The sequence below is a fragment of the Micromonospora sp. NPDC048170 genome, assembly GCF_040652795.1.
In the GTDB taxonomy this organism is placed as follows: domain Bacteria; phylum Actinomycetota; class Actinomycetes; order Mycobacteriales; family Micromonosporaceae; genus Micromonospora.
Genome location: NZ_JBEZMR010000042.1, coordinates 19,409 through 41,224, shown reverse-complemented (window position 1 = coordinate 41,224; position 21,816 = coordinate 19,409). Strand labels below are relative to the sequence as shown.

The 21,816-nt window shown below is 71.4% G+C and carries 23 protein-coding genes and 1 tRNA gene; 13 read left to right on the top strand and 11 right to left on the bottom strand.

Annotation, left to right across the window (positions count from 1 at the left end; translation table 11 throughout):
• Window position 1: 1 nt before the first annotated feature.
• Window positions 2-1,168 carry a hypothetical protein gene (locus tag AB0D32_RS30480; protein ID WP_357097597.1) on the bottom strand — a complete coding sequence of 389 codons (1,167 nt, stop codon included), beginning with the start codon at window positions 1,166-1,168 and terminating at the stop codon, window positions 2-4.
• A gap of 733 nt (window positions 1,169-1,901) precedes the next feature.
• On the opposite strand from AB0D32_RS30480, the gene AB0D32_RS30475 reads away from it, so the two are divergent.
• The 12 genes from AB0D32_RS30475 (at window position 1,902) to AB0D32_RS30420 (ending at window position 11,755) form a co-directional block, all read left to right on the top strand.
• On the top strand, window positions 1,902-2,153 hold the full coding sequence (locus tag AB0D32_RS30475; RefSeq protein WP_357097595.1) for a DUF6284 family protein: 252 nt from the start codon (window positions 1,902-1,904) through the stop codon (window positions 2,151-2,153).
• Window positions 2,153-2,527 carry an RRQRL motif-containing zinc-binding protein gene (locus AB0D32_RS30470; protein WP_357097593.1) on the top strand — a complete coding sequence of 125 codons (375 nt, stop codon included), beginning with the start codon at window positions 2,153-2,155 and terminating at the stop codon, window positions 2,525-2,527. The genes AB0D32_RS30475 and AB0D32_RS30470 overlap by 1 nt, the downstream gene beginning before the upstream one ends.
• Entirely contained in the window at window positions 2,524-3,408 is an 885-nt protein-coding gene (locus tag AB0D32_RS30465; protein ID WP_357097591.1) for an ABC transporter permease, read from the top strand. The genes AB0D32_RS30470 and AB0D32_RS30465 overlap by 4 nt, the downstream gene beginning before the upstream one ends.
• A 90-nt stretch (window positions 3,409-3,498) precedes the next feature.
• Window positions 3,499-3,966 carry a DUF3307 domain-containing protein gene (locus AB0D32_RS30460; RefSeq protein WP_357097589.1) on the top strand — a complete coding sequence of 156 codons (468 nt, stop codon included), beginning with the start codon at window positions 3,499-3,501 and terminating at the stop codon, window positions 3,964-3,966.
• A gap of 27 nt (window positions 3,967-3,993) precedes the next feature.
• On the top strand, window positions 3,994-4,164 hold the full coding sequence (locus tag AB0D32_RS30455) for a hypothetical protein (RefSeq protein WP_357097587.1): 171 nt from the start codon (window positions 3,994-3,996) through the stop codon (window positions 4,162-4,164).
• A 97-nt stretch (window positions 4,165-4,261) separates the two neighbouring features.
• Window positions 4,262-6,418 (top strand): cell division protein FtsK, encoded by a 2,157-nt coding sequence (locus tag AB0D32_RS30450; RefSeq protein WP_357097585.1) that lies wholly within the window; start codon window positions 4,262-4,264, stop codon window positions 6,416-6,418.
• 136 nt (window positions 6,419-6,554) lie between these two features.
• Window positions 6,555-6,830, top strand: coding sequence for a hypothetical protein (locus AB0D32_RS30445; protein WP_357097583.1), 276 nt, complete (start codon window positions 6,555-6,557; stop codon window positions 6,828-6,830).
• Window positions 6,827-7,120, top strand: coding sequence for a hypothetical protein (locus AB0D32_RS30440; RefSeq protein ID WP_357097581.1), 294 nt, complete (start codon window positions 6,827-6,829; stop codon window positions 7,118-7,120). The genes AB0D32_RS30445 and AB0D32_RS30440 overlap by 4 nt, the downstream gene beginning before the upstream one ends.
• 197 nt (window positions 7,121-7,317) lie before the next feature.
• The gene (locus tag AB0D32_RS30435) at window positions 7,318-8,277 is read left to right on the top strand and encodes a bifunctional DNA primase/polymerase (RefSeq protein ID WP_357097579.1); all 960 of its coding nucleotides are present in this window, start codon (window positions 7,318-7,320) and stop codon (window positions 8,275-8,277) included.
• Window positions 8,274-9,833, top strand: a complete 1,560-nt coding sequence (locus AB0D32_RS30430; protein WP_357097577.1) for a hypothetical protein — start codon at window positions 8,274-8,276, stop codon at window positions 9,831-9,833. The genes AB0D32_RS30435 and AB0D32_RS30430 overlap by 4 nt, the downstream gene beginning before the upstream one ends.
• A gap of 534 nt (window positions 9,834-10,367) precedes the next feature.
• Complete coding sequence (locus AB0D32_RS30425) at window positions 10,368-10,550, top strand: helix-turn-helix domain-containing protein (protein WP_357097612.1); 183 nt, start codon at window positions 10,368-10,370, stop codon at window positions 10,548-10,550.
• Entirely contained in the window at window positions 10,550-11,755 is a 1,206-nt protein-coding gene (locus AB0D32_RS30420; RefSeq protein WP_357097575.1) for a site-specific integrase, read from the top strand. The genes AB0D32_RS30425 and AB0D32_RS30420 overlap by 1 nt, the downstream gene beginning before the upstream one ends.
• A gap of 84 nt (window positions 11,756-11,839) precedes the next feature.
• Here AB0D32_RS30420 and AB0D32_RS30415 read toward each other — a convergent pair.
• The 9 genes from AB0D32_RS30415 to ald all read right to left on the bottom strand — a co-directional run bounded on the left by AB0D32_RS30415 (window position 11,840) and on the right by ald (window position 20,532).
• Window positions 11,840-11,913: transfer RNA gene (locus tag AB0D32_RS30415), tRNA-Pro, on the bottom strand.
• Between the two features lie 200 nt (window positions 11,914-12,113).
• Entirely contained in the window at window positions 12,114-13,517 is a 1,404-nt protein-coding gene (gene der / locus AB0D32_RS30410) for a ribosome biogenesis GTPase Der (protein ID WP_357097573.1), read from the bottom strand.
• A complete protein-coding gene (gene cmk / locus AB0D32_RS30405; protein ID WP_357097571.1) occupies window positions 13,514-14,194 on the bottom strand; it encodes a (d)CMP kinase in 681 nt (226 codons plus the stop codon). Before cmk ends, der begins: the two co-directional genes overlap by 4 nt.
• 160 nt (window positions 14,195-14,354) lie before the next feature.
• Complete coding sequence (locus AB0D32_RS30400) at window positions 14,355-15,125, bottom strand: pseudouridine synthase (RefSeq protein ID WP_357097569.1); 771 nt, start codon at window positions 15,123-15,125, stop codon at window positions 14,355-14,357.
• A complete protein-coding gene (gene scpB / locus AB0D32_RS30395) occupies window positions 15,112-16,014 on the bottom strand; it encodes an SMC-Scp complex subunit ScpB (protein WP_357097567.1) in 903 nt (300 codons plus the stop codon). The genes AB0D32_RS30400 and scpB overlap by 14 nt, the downstream gene beginning before the upstream one ends.
• On the bottom strand, window positions 16,011-17,078 hold the full coding sequence (locus AB0D32_RS30390; RefSeq protein WP_357097565.1) for a ScpA family protein: 1,068 nt from the start codon (window positions 17,076-17,078) through the stop codon (window positions 16,011-16,013). The genes scpB and AB0D32_RS30390 overlap by 4 nt, the downstream gene beginning before the upstream one ends.
• Window positions 17,079-17,113: 35 nt before the next feature.
• A complete protein-coding gene (locus AB0D32_RS30385; protein ID WP_121397670.1) occupies window positions 17,114-18,037 on the bottom strand; it encodes an AAA family ATPase in 924 nt (307 codons plus the stop codon).
• Between the two features lie 375 nt (window positions 18,038-18,412).
• Complete coding sequence (locus AB0D32_RS30380; protein WP_357097609.1) at window positions 18,413-19,405, bottom strand: site-specific tyrosine recombinase XerD; 993 nt, start codon at window positions 19,403-19,405, stop codon at window positions 18,413-18,415.
• A gap of 11 nt (window positions 19,406-19,416) precedes the next feature.
• Window positions 19,417-20,532, bottom strand: coding sequence for an alanine dehydrogenase (ald, locus tag AB0D32_RS30375; RefSeq protein ID WP_357097562.1), 1,116 nt, complete (start codon window positions 20,530-20,532; stop codon window positions 19,417-19,419).
• A 225-nt stretch (window positions 20,533-20,757) separates the two neighbouring features.
• Here ald and AB0D32_RS30370 point away from each other — a divergent pair, with 225 nt between their 5' ends.
• Window positions 20,758-21,081, top strand: a complete 324-nt coding sequence (locus AB0D32_RS30370; RefSeq protein WP_357097607.1) for a TM2 domain-containing protein — start codon at window positions 20,758-20,760, stop codon at window positions 21,079-21,081.
• A gap of 108 nt (window positions 21,082-21,189) precedes the next feature.
• Here the strand turns inward: AB0D32_RS30370 and AB0D32_RS30365 are convergent, their stop codons facing one another.
• The gene (locus AB0D32_RS30365; RefSeq protein ID WP_357097560.1) at window positions 21,190-21,795 is read right to left on the bottom strand and encodes an NUDIX hydrolase; all 606 of its coding nucleotides are present in this window, start codon (window positions 21,793-21,795) and stop codon (window positions 21,190-21,192) included.
• Window positions 21,796-21,816: the final 21 nt, after the last annotated feature.

Genomic DNA, 21,816 nt, shown 5'->3' with positions numbered 1-21,816 from the left:
CTCAACCTCGATCCGGCTCACGGAGGGTTTCGATAGCTTGGTCTAGGGCTGGCATCAGGTCACACGTCCGCAAAATTGCTCGACGCATCGCCTGATGTTGTCCGGGCTCCCGCAGGCGGGAAATAGTAAGTCGGGAGCGTACTCCCCGAAGGTAACGCCATCCATACTCGGATGGCACTCGCGGGTCTCGCCCCTGCTCTACCTGGCGGGCAATCGCGTCGCTATATGCCCACATGGATTGAATCGCAAGCTCGCAGGAGATTATCTCGGCCTCCGTTAGAGCACGCTCGGCTGAGATGGGGTGGTACACAACCCCGGACCAAGAGGCGTAGCCTACCGAAATGCCCTGCAAGCCGAAAGACTCGATGCCTACGTGGTCGTATGCCTCGGATAGCAACGACTGCTCGATCAGTTCGGCGTGCGCCAGGTGCTCGTCATCCATAGGGCGGTCGCGGTGTAGCAACACCTTCGGCGTCGACATGATACGCAGCGCAGTTCCTAGCAACTCTGCCGGCCATGCTGGCTCAACGACCCAGTGAGCACCAAGCACATACACCGCAGACTCATCTTCGACTGGCGCAATGGGCGCGAGGTAATCGATGGCCCAATTGATATTGTCGCCGTACGACGCTACCCGCCACGCGGCTAACGCCGCGATCGTGGACAACTGCACAGGCTCGACAAGGTGGAAGACCACCGACCCGCACGGCCAGACGTAGAGGGTGCAGTCACCTTCTGGATGCTCGACGGACGCCGAGTAGCAGGTGTGCCACTCCCCCACCGCTGGCGCGCAGCCTGCGGCATCGCACAGTCGGGCAGCGCCGTCAGCGCCGACAAATGCCGTCACGAACTTGTGAGATCGCGCTGAGAAGTGTGGGCGATCCTCAGCGCCGCTGGTCAGCTCACCGAACAGATCGTGGGGCTTTGCTCCGTACGCCAGGCAGTAGAGCTGCCGGTAGATGGGATCGGTGACCGCTACGCGCCCGGTCTCGTGGCGGTACATCGCTTTCTCGATGGCCTCGACCGTGGGTGTCTCCCGGATGCCGCGCTGCTGGCCGACGCGGTGCAGCTCGCGCGCCGCTCGCTTGCGCGACTCCCATCCGGCCGCCTTTCGACGGTTGACCAGCACAAGGTTCGGCTTGAACTGCCGGGGGCCCTCAGTGGACATACGTCGTGTCCTTCGTGTCCGTGCGTAGTACCTGCCCGGATCGCCGCCCGCCGGGCAGGCTCATTGGCAGGCGAGCAAGGTGCCGCCGCAAACGGGAGCCGAGGACGGGAGGCACCGGATGATCCGACCTAGCCGGTGGTGCCTCTACGTGGCCTCTCGGCCTGCCACTTTCGGATGGTCTCGGGCTGCCAGGCCGGGGACCGGCCGAACATCCGATCGGGTGCGGGCGCCTGCCCTCGCGAGACGTAAGAAGCCCAGGTTGCACGACTAATCGGGGCACCTACCGAAGCGAGGTAGGTGCGTACGTGGTCCGTCGTCCACCAGTCGGCGGGCAGGTCTGCGTCAGTCATCAGTACAAGCCTACGCGGTATGAGCGCTTGCTCGAATACAACGTGACGCTGTAGCGTCACGAATACAACGCCACGTTGTATCGGCCGGATGGCTCGGGGGACGACGGCACACGTTGCCGCACGCCCATGAGACGCCGGATCAGGCCGTTCATTGAGAACTCCACAGCGACAGGAATGAGCACGCGTGAAGCCGCCGAGCGGCATCCCTGCCATGAGCCACCTGGTGGTCGACCCCGGTATGTCCCGGGCGAGCGGGGCGAGCAAAGCGGATAGCGCGTGCTGCACAACCTCGGTTTCCGGGCCGGTGGCGCGTCTGCTACTCCGTCGCGGCACCGGCCTGGCTCCGAGGATCCCCGCTGTCTTGACCTGTACCGGAGGTTCCTGTGCGAACGCACCTCGCCCCCGTCACCGCCGAGCCGACCGCTGCCGACCTGGCCGCGATCGACACGGAATGGCCGTTGATCGCGGCCGAACTGGACGTGCTCGACGCCGAAATCACGATGTTCTACGCCGAGGACCACGGCGGCCCGACCGTCCTGGATTGGCGGCGGCTGCGCCGGGCCGAGGCCCGCGTCACCCGCGCCGCCGCCGAGCTGGCCGCCGGTACCCTCGCCGGCCCGCACCGCGCGGCCTGATGCCCCGCATCCGCGCCGCCTACCACGACCCGGACGGCACCCGCTACGGCATCCCTACCTACTGGTGGCGGGGTGCCCCGCACGGTTACGCCACCCGCCGTCAACTGACCGCCGCCGGCCTGCGCCCCGGTGGTCAGCCGGTCGCCGCTCAGGTGCTCTGGCGTGGTGTCGGTGGTACCCGCGCCGCCTACCTGTACCGGGTCGACCTGGCGCGGCCCAAGCGCACCGCCACCCCCGCCCAGCGCGCCGCCATCGGCAAGGCGCTGACCGCCCGTCGTACCTGCCGTATCTGCCGTCAGGTGCGGCCCTACTACATTCCGCGCTCGCTGGGCGAATGCCTCGCGTGCGCCTTCCCCCAGGAGGACGCAGCATGACCGCCCCCACGATCAACGGCACCCGCTACCCCCAGCCGGTAGACGCGCTTCTGCCGGCCGCGCGGAAGCTCACCACCGAACTCGGCGGCCTGCCGTCGCGTAACCGGTTGATGCGCGAGTTCCACATCGGCGCACCGAAGGCAGACGACCTGCGCGCCCGCCTGGTCGCCGAGCACGAGAAGCAGACCCGGGTCGAGCAGATCCGCGCCGCGATGGTCGTCCGGGGTGCGCTCCTGCCGCTCGACAACGCGCCCGCCGACGTCACCGAGCCGGCTGCGGTGGCGTGGGACTACGCCGAGCCGATCGGCCCGCACCCGGCCCCCGCCCCGGTCGCACCCGGACACACCCCGCCGGCCGACCCCGTGCCGGCCACCTCGGCGAAGATCACGCCTGCTGAGCCGGAGGGGCAGGTCACGGTGGTCGGTCACCCGGACGCGCCCACCCCGCCCGCGCCGGTCCGTCCGGCGGTGGTGTGGCCGGTGGTGCTGCTGGCGCTGCCGGCATTCGTGGCGATCTGGTCCGGGTGGGTCGGGCTTGGCGGACTCACCGGGTTCGGGGTGGTGCACCCGCTGCCGGGCATCTGGGACAGCTTCTCCATCAACTCGGCGATCACCCTGCCGATCGGGGTGGAGACGTACGGCGCGTACGCCCTCTACGTGTGGCTGTCCGGGCGAGTGCCCGCCCCGGCCCGACGGTTCGCCAAGTGGTCCGCCCTCGGCTCCCTCGCTGTCGGCGCGCTCGGCCAGATCGCCTACCACCTCTTGGAAGCCGCCGGGGTCACCTCGGCCCCGTGGTGGATCACCACCGCCGTCGCCTGCCTGCCGGTCGCGGTGCTTGGCATGGGTGCCGCCCTCGCACACCTCGTCCGCACTCACGACTAGCTGCGCCCGGCGGCGCGGCCCCTCGGCCTAGGAACCGTGCCGCGCCGCCGGCCCTCGCCCCTCAGCCAGACAACCTCAGGAGAGGCACCCATGTTCGCAGATCCCACCGGCCGCCACGCCGCCACGTTCGCTGCCGTGTTCGTCGCCCTCTACGTCGCCCACCAGGTCGCCGACCACTGGGTACAGACCCAGCACCAGGCCGACTGCAAGGGTCAGCCCGGATGGCCGGGCCGTATCGCCTGCGCCGCCCACGTCACCACCTACACCCTCACCGCCGCCGTCGCGCTGCTGTTCCTGGTCGCCGGTACCGGCCTGCGGCTGGCCCCGTGGGGCGTGGCGGTCGGGCTGACCATCTCGGCCGTCTCGCACTACGTCGCCGACCGGCGCACCCCGCTCCAGCGCATCGCCGCCGCCCTCGGTTCGGCCCGCTTCTACGCCCTCGGCGCACCCCGGCCCGGTTACGACGACAACCCGAGCTTGGGCACCGGCGCCTACGCCCTGGACCAGTCCTGGCACATCGGCTGGCTGTTCATCGCCGCCCTGTTCTGCGCTGCCTAACCCACCCCAGCGAAGGAGAAACTCCTGATGGCAAGCATCTCGATCGGCTCCACCGGCGGGCGCATCACCACCGGCACCTCGCAGTTGTGGTGCCCGGCCTGCGGCAACGAAAGCAACTGGCGCGACATCACCGCCGACAGCCAGCGCACGCACGCGACCTGCGGCGACTGCGGCAACCGCGTCTCCGTCAAGAGCTGACCCCGCCCGGCGGCACGGCACCTGGCCTGGAAAACCGCGCCGTGCCGCCGGCCCTCAACCCCGACCCGAGTACGGATCAGATGGAGGAACACCCATCATGACTGCCCCTGATGAGAACCGTTTCGACTGGCAGGCCGCTGAGGCCGACCTCACCGCCGGCCCGGGCGCTGAGGTTGTCGACCTGGACGACGCCCGCGCCCGCCGGTCGGCCCCCCGGCCCCGGCCGGCGGGTGGCACGCACTTTGACGTGCCGTTGGACGAGATGCCGCAGGCCGGCGGGATGCCGGTGGAGCCGCCGCAGGCTGGCCCGTCTGGTCGGCGGCCGATCATCCCGGCGGGGTGGTCGGGTTGGCGCAACATCCGGCACAGCGTCCGTGAGTTGGCCGAGGTGAGCGCGTATCGGGTGGGGTTCCACGCGGTGCGTGCCCCCTGGTACGCCACGCAGGCCGCGTTCTGGTCGACGGTCGGGGTGTTCCGGCTGACCGGCCGTCAGTTGCGGTGGTGGTGGGTCAGTGAGCAGACCGGGTTGCGGCAGGCCGCCGCCGACGCGGGCGACGCGCAGACCTGGCACAAGCTGCACCGGGAGGTCAAGGCCACCCGCGCGTGGCGCGCGATCGTTCTCACCGCGGAGGCGTTGACCCTCGGCATCGGCGGGCCGATCGCGTGGGCCGTCGCGCCGTGGTGGGCGCTGACCGCTGGGGTCGGGCTGGCGGTGGCGTACCTGGCCCATGTCGGCCGCCCGGACGACCGGCCGATCATCACTCCCGCGACGGTGGCGGGGCGCTTCCGGCGGGTCAACCCGGACATCATCCTTCGCGCCTACTACGCGGCGGGGTTGGGCCACCCGGACAAGGCGCACCAGCGGGTGGAGTTCGGTTCCACGATGGCCCGTGACCCGTCCGGCACCGGTTCTCAGGTGTCGATCGATCTGCCGTACGGCAAGACGTTCGACGACGCGGTGAAGGCCCGTGGTGCTATCGCCTCCGGCCTTGACGTGGCGGTGTCGCAGGTGTTCATCACCCGCGACCCGTCCAGCCACCGCCGGCACACGTTGTGGGTGGCCGACCGTGACCCCCTGGCGGCCGGTGCCGGGCGCACGCCGCTGTTGCGGTGCAAGCCGACCGACATTTGGCAGCCGGCCCCGTTCGGGCTGGACGAGCGCGGCAACAAGGTCGCCGTTGACCTGATGTGGAACAGCGTCCTGATCGGGGCGCAGCCCCGGCAGGGCAAGACGTTCGCCGCCCGCCTGCTGGCTCTCTACGCCGCGTTGGACCCGTACGTGAAGCTGACCGTCCTCGACGGCGGCGGCAAGCCCGACTGGCGCAAGTTCGCGTTGGTCGCGGACCGGTGCGCGTTCGGGCTGGCGATGACCCGCGACGGTGACCCCGCCGAGATCGTGCTTGAAGCGTTGCGGGAGATCAAGGCCGATGTGCAGGACCGCTACGAGCAGCTGTCGAAGCTGCCCGCCGACGTCTGCCCGGAAGGCAAGCTGACCCGCGAGATCGCCCGTGACCCGAAGTACCGGATGCCGGTGCGGGCCGTGTTCCTGGACGAGTTTCAGGAGTACTTCGACCTCGGCGACATCAGCAAGGAAATCGCATCCTTGCTGGTGTACCTGGTCAAGGTCGCCCCGGCGGCCGGGGTGATGTTCGTCGACGCCACCCAACGTCCCTCGGGGGTTGGTGGGGGGCAGGTCGCTACCCAGTTCATCAGCTTCCGCGACAACCACCAGGTGCGGTTCTCCCTGCGTACCGGCTCGTGGAACGTGTCCGATCTCGTGTTGGGGGCCGGGGCCAACTCCGAGGGCTACGACTCCTCGACGCTGCTGCCCAGCTACAAGGGCGTCGGCATCCTGCGCGGCGCATCGGACGCCACCCCCACCGTGCGCACGTACCTCGCCGACGCCGACGACGCGGAAAAGATCCTGATCGCGGCGCGCAAGCTGCGCGAGGCTGCCGGCACCCTGACCGGCATGGCCGCCGGGGAAGACATCGCCCGCGACTCGCGAGACGTGCTCGCCGACGTGCGGGCGCTGTTCGGCCCCAGCGAGCGCGGGTTGCAGTGGGACGACATCGCCGCCCGCCTGGCCGAGCGGATGCCGGAGCACTACGCCGACACCACCGCCGAATCGATCTCCGCTCAGGTCCGCGCGTTCGGTGTACCGAGCGTAGATGTCAAGCGCGCCGGCAAGGCCCTCAAGGGAGCCAAAGCCGACGCCATCGACGCCGCGATCAGCCGCCGCAAGAGCGCCTGAACGGTCGCGGCCTGTCCGCGACCGGTCGCGTTGACGCGACCCGACCCGCGACCGGCCTGGTCAGCCCAGACATAGGCCGGTCGCGGGTCGCGTCGCCCACCTCCCACGCCCGAAAACCGCCTCAGGAGGGCTCATCGTGTCCCACCTCGCCGCGACCGCGACCACCGCCGGCACCACCGCCGGCCTGATCCTGCTCACCCTCGCCACCGTCACGCTCTGCTACCTCGGACTGTGCTGGGTCCGGCCGTTCCGGCGCTGTCGACGCTGCCAGGGCACCGGCCGCCGCCGCTCCCTGATCCTGCGCACCGGCCGCACCTGCTACCGCTGCGACGGCAACGGAGAACACCTACGCCCCGGCCGCACCGCCCTCAACTACCTGCGCCAACTACACGGCAAGGGCACCCCACGATGACCCGCCGCACCGCCGGCCACACGGCGTGGTGCGGCCGGGACCAGCGCTGCAACCTCGGCGAGCACCGCAGCGACGAAATCGTGGTCGACGCCGGCCACGCCCGCGCCGTGCTCGTGCGGGTGCGTACCGCCGCCGGCCGCGAGCACGCCGAGATACGCGTTCGCGTAGCCCTCGCCCCCGGCGAGATCGCCGCCCGCCGCCAACTGGTCGGGCTGCTCGGCGACGTGCGCCAGGCCGTGACTCGCGCCGCCGTCGCGGTCCGACCCCGACCGGGGCGGGCCGCGCGGTGACCGCCGGCCGCACGGGGCCGGCGGCCCGGTGCGGTCACTGGATCGGCACCGCCGGCCGCTACTGCCACACCCCGGACAACCTCCGGCCCTACCTGCAAGGCCCCCGCTGCCCCGCCCACACGCCCTCAGCGCTCGCCGGGCGGCCGGAACCACCGTCTACGCCCCTGTGTCCGCCATCGACCGAAGGAAGGGACCTCATGCCCGACCCTGGCCTGTTGGCCGCTGCCCTTGCCCACGCCGCGCGCGGATGGCACGTCTGCCCGCTGCGCCCCGACGACAAGCGGCCCGCGTTCCCCGACCACACCGCCGACAACTGCACTGGCCTCGACCCGCGCTGCCGCGCCGCCGGCCGACACCTCGGCTGGGAAGACCGCGCCACGACCGACCCGGACCGCATCCGCCGCGCGTGGTCGACGCGCCCCTACGGCATCGGCATCGCCTGCGGCCCGTCCGGGCTGGCGGTGGTCGACCTCGACGTGCCCAAGACCGCCGACGACACCCCGCCCGCCGCATGGGCCGGTGCGCGTGACGGCCTGGACGTGCTCACCGCACTGGCCGACCGGCACGGCGGCAGCATCGACACCACGTACACCGTGACCACCGGGCGGGGCGGAAGCCACCTCTACTACCGCTACCCGGCCGCCGGCCCGCAGCTGCGCAACACGACCGGCGAGCGGGGCGGCCTCGGGTGGAAGGTCGACACCCGCGCCCACGGCGGCTACGTCGTCGCCGCCGGCAGCACTGTCGCCGGCCGCCCCTACGCCGTAGCGCTGGACTGCGACCCGGCGCCGCTGCCCGCATGGCTGGCAGACCTGCTCACCCCCGCCGTGCGACCGGCGTACCGGCCCGCCCCGGTGGCGCTGCCGGCCGATCGGCACGGCCCGTACGTGGCGGCTGCGATCCGCCGCCAGGTCGCCCACCTCACCGCCGCCCCCGATGGGCAGCGCAACCACGCGCTGTTCGCCTCGGCCGTCGCGCTCGGCCAGCTGGCCGCGGGGGGCGCGCTCACCGACGACGACGTGACCGCCGTCCTGGAACCGGCCGCGCTGTCGATCGGCCTGCGGCCCGCCGAGGTCGCCCGCACGATCGCGTCCGGTCTGCGCACCGGGGCACGCAACCCCCGCACTCTCGCCACCATCGGAAGGACGGCGGCATGACCACCCGCCTACAGATCGGCTCCGGGCCGGAAACCATCCGCGTGCTCAAGGCCGCGCTCGTCGACGGACTGTTGCCCGACACCTACGTGTCGGCCGGGTCTCTCGTCCACATGGAAGCCGTCTCCGGCGGCCTCGCCACCGCCGCCGACGAGGATTCGCCGCTGCCGGTGTCGGCGAGCATGGTCAACCCTGCCGGCCTGGCCGGGCTGCTCGCTGAACACGCCTACGTGTACCGGCTCAAGACTCGCAAGAGCGACACCGGCGACCCGGAGATGTTCGAAGACGAGGTGACCCCGCCCCGCGACATCCTGTCCTCGGTGCTGGCTGGCAAGACGTGGCCGGGCGTGCCGCCGCTGCGCGGGATCATCGGTGCCCCGGTGCTGCGCCGCGACGGCACCCTGTTGCAGCGGCCCGGCTACGACCCGGCAACCGGCCTCTACCTCGCGTCCAAGGTGGCGCTGCCGCCCGTGCCCGACGAACCGACCCCGGAGCAGGTAGATGAGGCGCGTACGTTCCTGCTCGGCCGGTTCCTGCGTGACTTCCCGTGGGCGTCCGCTGCTGATCGGGCCAACTATGTAGCGCTGCTGGCCACGCCGATCCTGCGGCACTTCACCCGATCACTGACGCCGTTCGCGCTGATCGACGCGACCATGCCGTCATCGGGCAAGACGATCCTGACCGCCGGGCCGGGAATGCTCTACGGGCAACGCGTCATGACCTGGGCATACTCCGACGAAGAGCTGCGCAAGAGCATAACCGCGGTTCTGGCCGAGCAGGTCGGGGTGGTGATCTGGGACAACCTCGCCGAGGGCACCGTCATCGATTCCGCCGTGCTCGCCCAGCTCGTCACCTCCGGCGTGTGGTCCGACCGGCAGCTTGGGGCGTCGCGCAACGTCGCCACCGTCAACGACCGGCTGTGGATGGTCACCGGCAACAACCTTCAGGTTGGCGGTGACATGGCGTCTCGCACGGTGCGGGTGCACCTCGACCCGAACATGCCCCGCCCCGAACTGCGCGACCAACGAGGGTTCGGCATTCCCCACCTCGACCAATGGATCACCGACCCGGCCAACCAACTCACCGTCCTGTGGCACCTCCTGGTCCTCGTCCTCGACTGGACCCGCCGAGGTGCGCCACGGGTCACCGGACTGTCGATGCGGCAGTTCACCCCGTGGGCGCAAGCCCTCGGCGGATTCCTCGCCCACCACGGCATCGAAGGATTCCTCACCAACGCCGCCGACATCCGCGAGATCGATGAAGACGAAACGCGCTGGCGCGCGTTCCTCACCTGCTGGCACGACCGCCACAGCGGCCGAGCGATGACCGCCGCCGAACTCCGCCAAGACGCCGAGCCCATGCACCTCGGCAGCGACGTCAACGACCCGTGGGACGGGCAATTCATCACCACCCACAACGGCCGCCTACCCAACCCCCTGCAACTCGGCCGGCTGCTGACCGGGCAGGCCGGACGGTGGCGCGGCGATCACGTCATCCGCGCCGGCAAGAACGACCGGGGCGACCGGTCCGTGTTCTGGGTCGAGCGCCACCAAGGGTGAAACCCGCTGAACCATCTCCGCATCTCCGCAACGCCGCAGCAACGACGCTCTACCAGGGGAAACACTCTGCGGAGATCAGACCCTCAACGGTCATCGATCTCCGCATCTCCGCAACCGACTGCGGAGATGACGGCCTCTTGCGGAGATGACCCCTCAACGGCACTCCGCATCTCCGCAAGCATTTGCCCAGCTCACAGCCATGTTTGCGGAGATGCGGAGATGCGGAGATGGTTCAGCCCTCCCGCGCAGCAACACACCGACCACCCGCCGCCCGCCGACGTAGGGCGGCCCGCTGAGAGCCACACAGACACTCTGGCGCATCCCTTTACCCCCGCCCGCCGCAGATCTTGGCTTCATGACGCTCTCAGCGGGCCGCCCAGCGCGTCCCTACAGCCCGACCTTCCCAACCCTTCTTCGACGGCACCTCTCGCCCGAAAGGCGCTCACCGTGCGACTCGTAACGCAGAACTTTCCGCCAGAAACGCCCACCGCACCGGAGGTAGAGAACGTCATCCGGCTCTCGCCGAAGCCGTTCATGTCCACCGAGGAGCTTGCCGGACTGCTCGACGTCGACCCGTCGACCATCCGGCGGTGGCGCACCGTCCCGCCCTTGCAGGGTCCGCCGTTCATTCAGATCTCCGACCGCGTGGTGAAGTACGCGACGGCCGACGTAGAGCGGTGGCTTTCTGTCCGCCGGGTCTACCCGAAGGCGGCATGATGGCACCCTCCCAGCAGGCACCGATCGGCGTGCACCTCACCTCCGATGTGGAATGCCGCGCAGGCCGAGACCGCCCCTATCGCGCACGCGTCCGATGGGTCGACCCGACGACGAAGCGCCGGCTGTCAAAGTCCACGACGGTCGCCACCCCCGAGGAAGCCCAAGCGTGGATCGATGGGATGGTCAGTGCGGCGCAAGGTGGCGTCGACCCGGTCTCCGCGACAAAGCGACTGGCCGAGTACGGCGACAGCGTGATGACGCTGGCGCTACGTGGCCTAGAGCGGAAGACGCTGGATCCATACCTCGCCGGCTGGCGGAAACGGGTGGTGCCCGCCCTCGGTCACATCCCCGTACGGATGATCACGAACGGTGCCGTTGACCGGGCCGTGCACGGCTGGATCGCCGACGAGTGCAGCCGTTCCACGGTAAAGAACAGTCTTGCCGTGCTGGTCCGGGTGATGGAGCAGGCCGTACGGGACGGGATCATTCCGCGCAACCCCGCCCAGGTGACCGGATGGCAGCGCGAATACCGGCGAGCAGAAGACGAGTTGGACGACCCGCGCACGCTCGCCCTGCCCGACTGGGAATCGCTGACCACGCTCGCCGCCGCGCTGGTGGAACGGTCCGCCAACGCCTTTCCCGGATGGGGAGACGTGGTCATTTTCGCCGCCTGCACAGCGGCCAGAATCGGCGAGGTTTCCGGCGTCCGCGCCGAGGACATCGACCGGAAGTCGTGGATGTGGACGGTACGCCGACAGACCACACCCAGCCCCGGCGGCCTGGTCGACAAGGGCACCAAGGGAAAGCGCGCACGCGTGGTGCCGCTGATCGACGAAGTGCGACCGATCGTCGCCCGCCGCCTGGACTCGGTGGCCGAGCTGCACTCCCGACTATTCACCGGGCCGCGTGGTGGACGGATCAGCACCGCCGTTCTGCGGGACGCGACGCACTGGGACGAGGTGGTGACGAAGCTGGGCTACGAACATCTACGCCGGCACGACCTGCGGCACACCGGGCTGACCTGGATGGCCGATGCGGGGGTTCCGGTGCACGTGCTGCGGAAGATCGCTGGGCATGGGTCGCTCAGCACGACACAGCGGTACCTGCACCCTGACCGACAGTCGATCACCGACGCGGGAACGGCGCTCAGCGCCCACTTGAAGGCTCGCCGGTCCCCAGGTGGTCCCCAGCTACGCGCCGTCTAGATCAGCAAATCCCTACTACCCCAATACGAGTTAGAGGCCGTTGGCCAGGGCGTATGCCCCGGTCGACGGCCTCTTTTCGTGCTGTCGGGACGGCCGGATTCGAACCGACGACCCCTTGACCCCCAGTCAAGTGCGCTACCAAGCTGCGCCACGTCCCGATACTCCCGCGGTGATCCTCCCCGCGGCAGCCGGTACAGCTTAGCGCAGGATCTTCACTCCGTCCGCACTGCCCCCTCCCGTGCCGGAACGCGTCGTCCAGCCCACCACCCGTACGGCGTCCTAGGAGGATAGGGAAGTTGGTGGAGCGCAAAATGCCGGGCGGGAGAAGCCTCCCACCCGGCATTCTGATCAGGCAGGGTCAGCCGTGCGCCTTACCCCGGCCACCGGGGCCGAGCTTCTTGCGGGGGCGTACGGAAATCTCGATCGGGCTGCCCTCGTAGCCGAACTCCTCGCGCAGCTTGCGCTCGACGAACCGCTGGTAGCCGGCGTCCAGCGGGGCGGTGGTGAACAGCACGAAGCGCGGCGGGGCCACACCCGCCTGGGTGGCGAAGAGGATCTTCGGCGCCCGACCGCCACGCACCGGGTGCGGGGTTGCCTGCACCAGCGCGGTCAGCCACGAGTTGAGTTGCGCGGTCGGCACGCGGGTCTCCCAGCTGGCCAGCGCCTTGCGCAGCGCCGGTGCGAGCTTGTCGACCGCGCGGCCGGTCTGCGCCGACAGGTTGAGCCGGATCGCCCACGGAATGCGGCGCAGCTCGCGCTCGATCTCCTTGTCCAGGTAGTACCGGCGGTCGGCGTCGACCAGGTCCCACTTGTTGAAGGCGATCACCAGCGCCCGGCCGGTCTCGGTGACCATGGACAGGATCCGCTGGTCCTGCTCGCTGATCGGTTCGCTGGAGTCCAACAGCACCACGGCGACCTCGGCGGCCTCGATCGCCGAGGCGGTCCGCAGGCTGGCGTAGTACTCGGTGCCGCTGGCCTTGCCCACCCGCTTGCGCAGGCCCGCCGTGTCGACCAGCTGCCAGGTCTCCCCGCCGATCTCGACCAGGCTGTCGACCGGGTCGACGGTGGTGCCGGCGACCGAGTCGACGACCGCCCGCTCCTCCCCCGAGAAGCGGTTGAGCAGGCTGGACTTGCCGACGTTCGGCCGGCCGACGAGCGCCACCCGGCGCGGGCCGCGCGGGCGGTTCTCGACGATCTTCGGGGCCTCCGGCAGCACGGCCATGATCGCGTCGAGCAGATCGCCGGAACCGCGCCCGTGCAGCGCCGACACCGGATACGGCTCACCCAGGCCAAGCGACCACAGCGAGGTGGCCTCCATCTCGATGGCGGTGTTGTCGGCCTTGTTCGCGACCAGGATCACCGGCTTGGCGCTGCGGCGCAGCATCCGTACGGCCGCCTCGTCCACGTCCGTCGAGCCGACCATCGCGTCGACCACGAACAGCACCACGTCGGCGGTGACGACCGCCGCCTCGGCCTGCGCCGCGATCGCGGCGGCCCGGTCCTTGGCGTCGGGCTCCCACCCGCCGGTGTCCACCACGGTGAACTGCCGGCCGGCCCACTGCGCGTCGTACGGGACGCGGTCCCGGGTGACCCCGGGGACGTCCTCGACGACCGCCTGGCGGCGCCCGATGATCCGGTTGACCAGTGTCGACTTGCCCACGTTGGGGCGGCCGACCACGGCCACGACCGGCTGGGGACCGGTCGACTCCTCGGTGTCGACGTCCGGTTCCCGCAACTCGACCCACCCGTCGGCGTTGGTCATGCCACTCCCCGCCCGGTCAGCAGGTCGCGCAGTCGCGCGACGACCTCGTCGATGCCCAACTCGGTGGTGTCCAGCACCACGGCGTCGGCGGCCTGGGTCAGCGGGTCGGCCTTGCGGGTCGAGTCGAGCCGGTCCCGCCGGGCCAGATCGGCCGCGGTCGCCGCCACGTCGGTGGCGTCCTCGGCGCTGCGCCGGGCGGCGCGGGCCGACTCGGAGGCGGTGAGGTAGACCTTCAGGTGGGCGTCCGGGGCCACCACGGACCCGATGTCGCGGCCCTCGACCACGATCCGGCCCGCGTTGGCGATCATCTCGCGTTGCCTGGCGACCAGCAGCGCGCGCACCGCCGGCACGGCGGCCACGGCGGAGACCGCCCCGGTCACCTCCGGTCCGCGGATCTCCGCGTCGACGGTCACGCCGTCGGCGGTCACGCCGTACCCCCGGGGGTCGGTGCCGATGCGCAGGTCCACCTCGCCGGCGACCTTGGCCACCGACCCGGCGTCGGTCAGGTCGACCCCCGAGCGCAGCACCGCCCAGGTGATGGCCCGGTACATGGCGCCGGTGTCGAGGTAGCGGGCACCGAGGCCGACGGCGAGCCGCCGGGAGACGGTGGACTTACCCGAACCGGACGGCCCGTCCACAGCGACCACACATCGCCCGGCCCGTTCGTTTTCCTCCACCGTTGTCCTCCTCAGCCCGTACCTCACGAAACGCCCCAATGCGTCCCGCAAGCGGTTGTCCAAACGCTCTCAATGATGCCCGGCGCCGCGCCGCGCGAAAGCCGCCGCCGGCGCCGGGCCGCCACGGAGCCTACCGGCAGCCGTACCCCGAACCCGGGGGTCAGTCACCCACGGCCTTGAACAGGGCGGCGACCTCCGCGTTGGTCAGCCGCCGCGTCCGCCCCGCGCGCAGGTCGCCCAGCCGGATCGGCCCGATCGCGGTACGCACCAGCCGACTCACCGGGTGGCCCACCTCGCCGAGCAGCCGGCGGACGATGTGCTTACGCCCCTCGTGCAGGCTCAACTCCACCTGGGCGCTCCGCCCCAGCGTGTCCACCACCCGGAAGGAGTCGACCTGCGCCGGCCCGTCCTCCAGCTCCACGCCGGCCATCAGCCGCTTGCCGAGGTTACGCGGGATCGGCCCGGACACCTCGCACAGGTACGTCTTCTGCACCCCGTACGACGGGTGCATCAGCCTGTGCGCGAGGGTGCCGTCGTTGGTGAGGAGCAGCAGGCCCTCGCTGTCGGCGTCGAGCCGCCCCACGTGGTAGACCCGCTGCTCCACCCGGTTGCCGAGGAAGTCGGCGAGCGCCGTACGCCCCTTCTCGTCGGCCATCGTGGAGACGACCCCGCGGGGCTTGTTCATGGCCAGGTACACCAGTCGGGTGTCGCCGACGAGGCGTTCGCCGTCGACGTGGATCACGGCGGTGGCGGGGTCGACCTTGTCGCCGAGCTGGGCGACCCGGCCGTCGACGGTGACCCGGCGGCGGAAGATCAGGTCCTCGCAGGCGCGCCGGGAGCCCACGCCGGCGGCGGCCAGCACCTTCTGCAGGCGCTCGGCCCCCTCGAAGACGGGCGCGTCGGGGCGGGGCGTGCGGTCATCGCGTGGCATCGGCAAGCTCTTCTACGTCGTCGGGAAGGAACGGGGCCAGCGGCGGGAGGTCGTCGACGCTGTTCAGCCCGAGCTTCTCCAGGAACAACGTGGTGGTCCGGTAGAGGAACGCCCCGCTGTCCGGTTCGGTGCCGCACTCCTCGACCAACCCGCGGGAGACCAGGGTACGGATCACCCCGTCGCAGTTGACACCCCGGATGGCGGAGATCCGCGAGCGGGTGACGGGCTGCTTGTAGGCGACCACGGCCAGTGTCTCCAGCGCGGCCTGGGTCAGCCGGACCGACTGCCCGTCCAGTACGAACCGTTCCACGTAGGTGGCGTATTCCGGCCGGGTGTAGAGACGCCAGCCACCCGCCGCCCGGCGCAGCTCGAAGCCGTGCCCGGCAGCCGTGTAGCCCGCGGCGATCTCGTCCAGCATCGGCCCGATCCGCTCGGCGGGCTGCTCCAGCACCTGGGCGAGGACCAGCTCGCTGACCGGCTCGTCCACCACCAGCAGGATCGCCTCCAACGCCCCGCGCAGCTCCGCGTCGTCGAGCTCCGGCGCCGGCGCCGGCGCGGGCACCGCCCGCCGCCGCCCCGCCGACCCCTTCCCCGCCGGTACGCCCCCAGTCCCGCTCTCCCCTGCGGCCCCCTGCACACGGCCCGGCTTCTCCGGCTGTCCCCGTGTCTCCGGCTTCTCCGACTCGCCGGGCTCTCCCGAGCCGGTATCCATCCCACGCGTGGTGTCGGAATCTCCGCCGATCTTGGTAGGTTCTGGCCCTTCTGGGGGCGCGGAGCTACCAAGATCTCCCGTGTCGGGGGTGGCGGAGGGGGTCGTGGGGCGTTGCCAGGGTGGCACCCAGGCAGCGGCCTGGTCGGCCAGGGAGTCCCGACGCTCGTCGCTGCTCATCCCGCTCGCTCCTCCGTCGTCGCCGCCCCGCGCTCGTCCGTCGCCGCACCCGCCGGCGCCCCGGTATCCCCCGTCACCGCACCCGGCTGCGCCCCGGCGGGCTCAGGCGGTACCGAGGCAGGCTCGGATGTTGCCGGGGCGGGCTCGGGCGGGGTGCCGGCGTACTCGTCGATGTGCAGGTCGGGGCCGCCGTCGGCGGGGCCCGTCCAGCGTACGGTCAACTCCTCCAGGGCCTGCTCCTGGACGAAGGCGACCAGGCCCTCCCGGTAGAGCTCCAGCAGGGCCAGGAACCGGGCCACCACCTCCAGGGTGGCCTCGCAGTCGGCGCAGAGCAGCGAGAAGGTGGCCGTGCCGACGCGACGCAGCCGCTCGGTGAGGATGGCCGCGTGCTCCCGGACGCTGACCCGCACCATGTGCACGTGGGCGATGGACACCTCGGGCACCGGCTTCGGCGTCATCGCTCTGATCGCCAGCTTCAGCAGCCGCTCGGGGCCGATGCCGAGCACCAGGTCGGGCAGCGCCTCGGCGTACCGGGGCTCCAGGGTGACCGCGCGGGGGTAGCGCCGGCCGCCGACCTCCTCCAGCGCGGCGATGTGCGCCGCCGCCTCCTTGTACGCCTTGTACTGCAACAGCCGGGCGAAAAGCAGGTCCCGCGCCTCCAACAGGGCGAGGTCCTCCTCGTCCTCGACCTCGGCGGCGGGAAGCAGCCGGGCGGCCTTCAGGTCGAGCAGGGTCGCGGCGATGAGCAGGAACTCGCTGGCCTCGTCCAGGTCCCACTGGTCGCCCATCGCGCGGATGTAGGCGATGAACTCGTCGGTGACCCGGTGCAGCGCCACCTCGGTGACGTCGAGCTTGTGCTTGCCGATCAACTGGAGCAGCAGGTCGAACGGGCCGGTGAAGTTCGCCAGCCGGACGGTGAAGCCGCCGCTCTCCTCCGTCGCCGCGGGGACGCCCGCCCGGTCCGTCGGCACCTCGGCGGCGGCTTCGGCGGCCTGCGCGGGCGGCTGCTCCGGCGTCGTCGGAGGGTCGAGGGGTGGCGCGGTCACCGGAAGACCGTAGTCCACGCCCCGGGCGGCACGGCGCGAAGGTGCATCCCGGCCTACCGCTCGGCCTGGGCGGCGATCACCTCGCGGGCCAGTTGACGGTAGTTGCGGGCACCCGACGAGGCCGGGTCGAGTGTGGTGATCGGGGCCCCGGCGACGGTGGACTCGGGGAACTTGACGGTCTTGGTGATGACTGTCTGGTAGACCTTGTCGCCGAACGCCTCCACCACCCGCTGGAGCACCTGCCGGCAGTGGGTGGTGCGGCTGTCGTACATGGTGGCGAGGATGCCCTCGAGTTCCAGGTCGAAGTTGAGCCGCTCGCGCACCTTGTCGATCGTGTCCAGCAGCAGGGCCACACCGCGCAAACTGAAGAACTCGCACTCCAGCGGGATGAGCACGCCGTGCGCCACAGTCAACGCGTTGATCGCCAGCAGGCCCAGCGAGGGCTGGCAGTCGATCAGGATGTAGTCGTACTCCTTGCGGACCGACCGGAGCACCCGGGCCAGGGCCATCTCCCGGGCGACCTCGTTGACCAGCTGGATCTCGGCCGCGGAGAGGTCGATGTTGGCCGGCAGCAGGTGCAGCCCCGCCACGTCGGTCTTGATGAGGACGTCCTCGGCGGTGACGTCGTCCTGCATGAGCAGGTTGTAGACCGACAGGTCGAGGTTGTGCGGGTTGACTCCCAGCCCGACCGAGAGGGCGCCCTGCGGGTCGAAGTCGACCAGCAGCACCTTGCGGCCGTACTCGGCCAGCGCGGCGCCCAGGTTGATGGTCGTCGTGGTCTTCCCCACGCCGCCCTTCTGGTTGGCCATCGCGATGATCCGGGCCGGGCCGTGCCGGTCCGTCGGCATCGGCTCGGGGATCGGCTTGCGCATCGTGTATGCCGCCGGATCTGCCGGACCGAGATCCGCCCCGAGCGTGGCCTGCTGCTCGCGGAGCTCCGACGTCCAGGTCTCGGCACGGTCACCGTTGCCCGCCATGTGCTCGTTGCCCCCTCCCGACGACCACCCGGCGTCGGAGCCGTCCGACGTCCCTCGCGGCGCCGCTGCGCACCCCGGTCTGCATCACCATCGCCCCAGGAGGTCCGCGCCGATGCCGACTGTACGCCACCGGCCGACGCCCCGGTCGCACCCGCTCGGCGTGTCGCCGCCCCCGCCGAGCAGGCCAGCCGCCGGTGACGCCGACCGCGGACCGCCCCGGGCACCCGTCCGCCGCCCCTGCCGACCGCCGGCCACTCCCCTGCCGGACCCGACCGGGCCACCCCCGACAGACCGACGAGCGGTCGGCCCGGCGGTGCCGCCGACCGCAAACCCCGACAGACCATACGGTGGCCACTCCGACAGACCGCACAGTGGTCAGCCGCGCGCCCGGGGGTGGGCGGTGGCGTACACCTCGCGTAGCCGCTCGACCGTGACCAGGGTGTAGACCTGGGTGGTGGTCACCGAGGCGTGGCCCAGCAGTTCCTGCACCACCCGCACGTCCGCGCCGCCGTCGAGCAGGTGGGTGGCGTACGAGTGGCGCAGGGTGTGCGGGGAGACCGCCTCCGACCCGTCCACCGGCAGCCCGGCCCGCTCGGCGGCGCGACGCAGGATGGTCCAGGCGCCCTGCCGGGACAGCGCTCCGCCGCGGGCGTTGAGGAAGACCGCCGGGGTGCCCCGGCCGGCGGCGGCCAGCCCGGGCCGGGCCCGGACCAGCCAGGCCCGCACCGCCTCGACCGCGTACCCCCCGATCGGGACCAGCCGGGTGCGGCCGCCCTTGCCGCGCAGCAGCACCGTGCCCTCGTCGACGTCCAGGTCGTCCACGGCGGCGCCGACCGCCTCGGAGATCCGCGCCCCGGTGCCGTACAGGAACTCCAGCAGTGCCCGGTCGCGCAGCGCGAGCGGCGCCCCCTCGCCGGCGGCGGTCACCGCGCCGGCGGTCTCCAGCAGCCGCACCACGTCGTCGACCGGCAGTGCGCGGGGCAGCCGGCGCGGCGGCGTGGGCGGGCGGACGTCCCGGCTCGGGTCGGCGCCGGCCAGCCCCTCGCGCAGCGCGAACCGGTGCAGGCCGCGGACCGCGCTGGCCGCCCGCGCCGCGGAGGAGACCGCGAGCGGCGGGTGTTCCTCGTCACCGGCGCGCAGCCGGGCCAGGTGCGCCTCGACCTGCCCGGGGCCGACGGAGGCCAGGTCCGGCACGCCGGCCGCCACCAGGGTGTCCAGGTAGCGCTCCAGGTCCCGCCGGTACGACGAGAGCGTGTTCGCCGACAGTCCCCGTTCGACGGTGAGGTGGTCGAGGTAGCCGCGCACGGCACGGCGCAGGGCCGGCGGGGGCCCCGTGCCCGCGCCGGCCCCGTCCGACGTGCCGGTCAGTCCGCCACCCCTCAGGCCAGCGCGTCGGCCAGCGCGAGGGTCGCCATGCCGTGCGCCTCCGCGACCGGGCCGTAGGTGACCTGGCCGTCGTGGGTGTTCAGGCCCAGCGCCAGCGCCGGGTCGCGACGCAGCGCCTCGCGCCAGCCGTGGTTGGCCAGTTCCAGCGCGTACGGCAGCGTGACGTTGGTCAGCGCGTAGGTGCTGGTGTGCGGCACCGCGCCCGGCATGTTCGCCACGCAGTAGAAGATCGAGTCGTGCACCTGGTAGGTCGGCTCGGCGTGCGTGGTGGGACGCGAGTCCTCGAAGCAGCCGCCCTGGTCGATGGAGATGTCGACCAGCACGCTGCCCGGCTTCATCCGGGACACCATCTCGTTGGAGATCAGCGTCGGGGCCTTCGCGCCGGGCACCAGCACCGCGCCGATGACCAGGTCCGCGTCCAGCACGGCCCGCTCGATCTCGTACGCGTTGGAGGCCACCGTCTGCAGGTGGCCACGGTAGATGGCGTCGGCCTGGCGCAGTCGGGCCACGTTCTTGTCCAGCAGCAGCACCTCGGCCTGGAGGCCGAGCGCGATCGCGGCGGCGTTCATGCCGGAGACGCCCGCGCCGATGACCACGGTCTTCGCGGCGTACACACCGGAGACGCCGCCCATCAGGATGCCGCGCCCGCCGCCCTGCCGCTGGAGGTGGTAGGCGCCCACCTGCGGGGCGAGCCGACCGGCCACCTCGGACATCGGGGCGAGCAGCGGCAGCGACCGGTCGGGCAGCTCGACGGTCTCGTACGCGATGCCGGTGACCTTGCGGTCGATCAGCGCGTCGGTGCACACCTTCGAGGCGGCCAGGTGCAGGTAGGTGAAGAGCACCTGCCCCTCGCGCATCCGGTGGTACTCCTCGGCGATCGGCTCCTTGACCTTGAGTACCAGTTCGGCGGTTTCCCACACCTCGTCGGCGGTGGGCAGGACCCTGGCCCCGGCGGCGGCGAACTCGTCGTCGCTGATGCTGGACCCGACCCCGGCGCCGGACTCGACGAAGACCTGGTGACCACTGCGGACGAACTCGTTGACGCCCGCCGGCGTGATCGCCACGCGGTACTCGTGGTTCTTGACCTCGCGGGGGATTCCGACCTTCACGATGCAGACACCTCTCTTCGGGGCTGCGCTCCCCCGACTGCGCGGTGCCACGGCGGCCCCTTTGCCGTCGCGGTCCACCGGTCCCGCCGGCGGCAGTCTAGGCGCGTCGGCGCCCCCGGTGTGGCTGCACAGTGACACCCGGTGCCCGCACACGCTGACGATGTGTCAGGTGTCAACCGGGCCGCCGGTGGGGCATCGACTCAGCCGTCAGGACAGTGTTCATCCATTATCGTTCCACTCTTCGGGTACCGCTGCGGACAGGAGATCGGTGGATCACTAGGGTGTCGCCTCATGACCACACCTCCTTACCAGCCCGGCTACCCGACGGGCGTTTCCGACAAGAGCAAGATCGTTGCAGGTCTCCTCGGTATCCTGCTCGGCACCTTCGGTGCCGGCCGGTTCTACACGGGCCACACCAAGATCGCTGTCCTCCAGCTCGTGGTGAGCCTGGTGACCTGCGGCGCCGGCGGCCTCTGGGGTCTCATCGACGGCATCCTGATCCTGGTCAACGGCGGCACCGACGCGCAGGGACGCCCGCTGCGCGACTGACACCGACAACCGAGGACAAGGGGCCGTGCGGTGAACCGCACGGCCCCTTCCGTCGTACCCCCGCCGGCTGGCTGCCCAGGCACGGCCCGGCGCTCGCCGACGGCTCGCTCAGCGCGGCAGCGGCGCGTCGGCCCGGCGCAGCGCCGACCAGCCGGTGTCGCGGGCCCGGGCGGCGGCGAGCAGCCCGGCCACGCAGGAGGCGTTGGTGATCTCGCCCGCGAGGACCATGCCGACCGCCTCGTCCAGGTCGATGCGGACGACCTGGAGGTCGGCCTCCTCGTCGCGACGCTCGTGCCGGCGATCCGCCGGCACGTCCGCCAGGTCCCGGGCCAGGAACACCCGGACCAACTCGTTGGTGAAGCCCGGCGAGCTGTGCAGGTCCACCAGGACGTCGACGCGCCCGGCGGTCAGGTCGACCTCCTCGGCCAGCTCCCGGACCGCGGCGGCGGCCAGGTCCTCGCCGGAGACGTCGGTGAGCCCGGCGGGCAGCTCCCACAGGTGCCGCCCGACCGGGTGCCGGTACTGGCGGATCAGCACCACCTGACCGGCCGAGTCGAGCGCCACCACGGCGACCGCGCCGACGTGCCGGACGAAGTCACGGACCCCCGTCCCGCCGCCCGGCATGGTCACCTCCTCGCTGACCACGTCGAAGATCCGACCCTGGTAGCGCTGGGTGCGGGACCGCACCTCGTAGCGGTGCTCGACGGCGCTCACGCCGCTGCCCCGCTCCGCGCG

Coding starts and splice junctions, on each gene's coding strand:
- AB0D32_RS30450 (WP_357097585.1), top strand. CDS start 4,262: ATGACTGCCCCTGATGAGAACCGTTTCGACTGGCAGGCCGCTGAGGCC.
- AB0D32_RS30480 (WP_357097597.1), bottom strand. CDS start 1,168: ATGTCCACTGAGGGCCCCCGGCAGTTCAAGCCGAACCTTGTGCTGGTC.
- der (WP_357097573.1), bottom strand. CDS start 13,517: ATGACCAACGCCGACGGGTGGGTCGAGTTGCGGGAACCGGACGTCGAC.
- AB0D32_RS30465 (WP_357097591.1), top strand. CDS start 2,524: ATGACCGCCCCCACGATCAACGGCACCCGCTACCCCCAGCCGGTAGAC.
- AB0D32_RS30425 (WP_357097612.1), top strand. CDS start 10,368: ATGTCCACCGAGGAGCTTGCCGGACTGCTCGACGTCGACCCGTCGACC.
- AB0D32_RS30440 (WP_357097581.1), top strand. CDS start 6,827: ATGACCCGCCGCACCGCCGGCCACACGGCGTGGTGCGGCCGGGACCAG.
- scpB (WP_357097567.1), bottom strand. CDS start 16,014: ATGAGCAGCGACGAGCGTCGGGACTCCCTGGCCGACCAGGCCGCTGCC.
- AB0D32_RS30400 (WP_357097569.1), bottom strand. CDS start 15,125: ATGCCACGCGATGACCGCACGCCCCGCCCCGACGCGCCCGTCTTCGAG.
- AB0D32_RS30460 (WP_357097589.1), top strand. CDS start 3,499: ATGTTCGCAGATCCCACCGGCCGCCACGCCGCCACGTTCGCTGCCGTG.
- AB0D32_RS30420 (WP_357097575.1), top strand. CDS start 10,550: ATGGCACCCTCCCAGCAGGCACCGATCGGCGTGCACCTCACCTCCGAT.
- AB0D32_RS30430 (WP_357097577.1), top strand. CDS start 8,274: ATGACCACCCGCCTACAGATCGGCTCCGGGCCGGAAACCATCCGCGTG.
- AB0D32_RS30435 (WP_357097579.1), top strand. CDS start 7,318: ATGCCCGACCCTGGCCTGTTGGCCGCTGCCCTTGCCCACGCCGCGCGC.
- AB0D32_RS30385 (WP_121397670.1), bottom strand. CDS start 18,037: ATGGCGGGCAACGGTGACCGTGCCGAGACCTGGACGTCGGAGCTCCGC.
- AB0D32_RS30455 (WP_357097587.1), top strand. CDS start 3,994: ATGGCAAGCATCTCGATCGGCTCCACCGGCGGGCGCATCACCACCGGC.
- AB0D32_RS30470 (WP_357097593.1), top strand. CDS start 2,153: ATGCCCCGCATCCGCGCCGCCTACCACGACCCGGACGGCACCCGCTAC.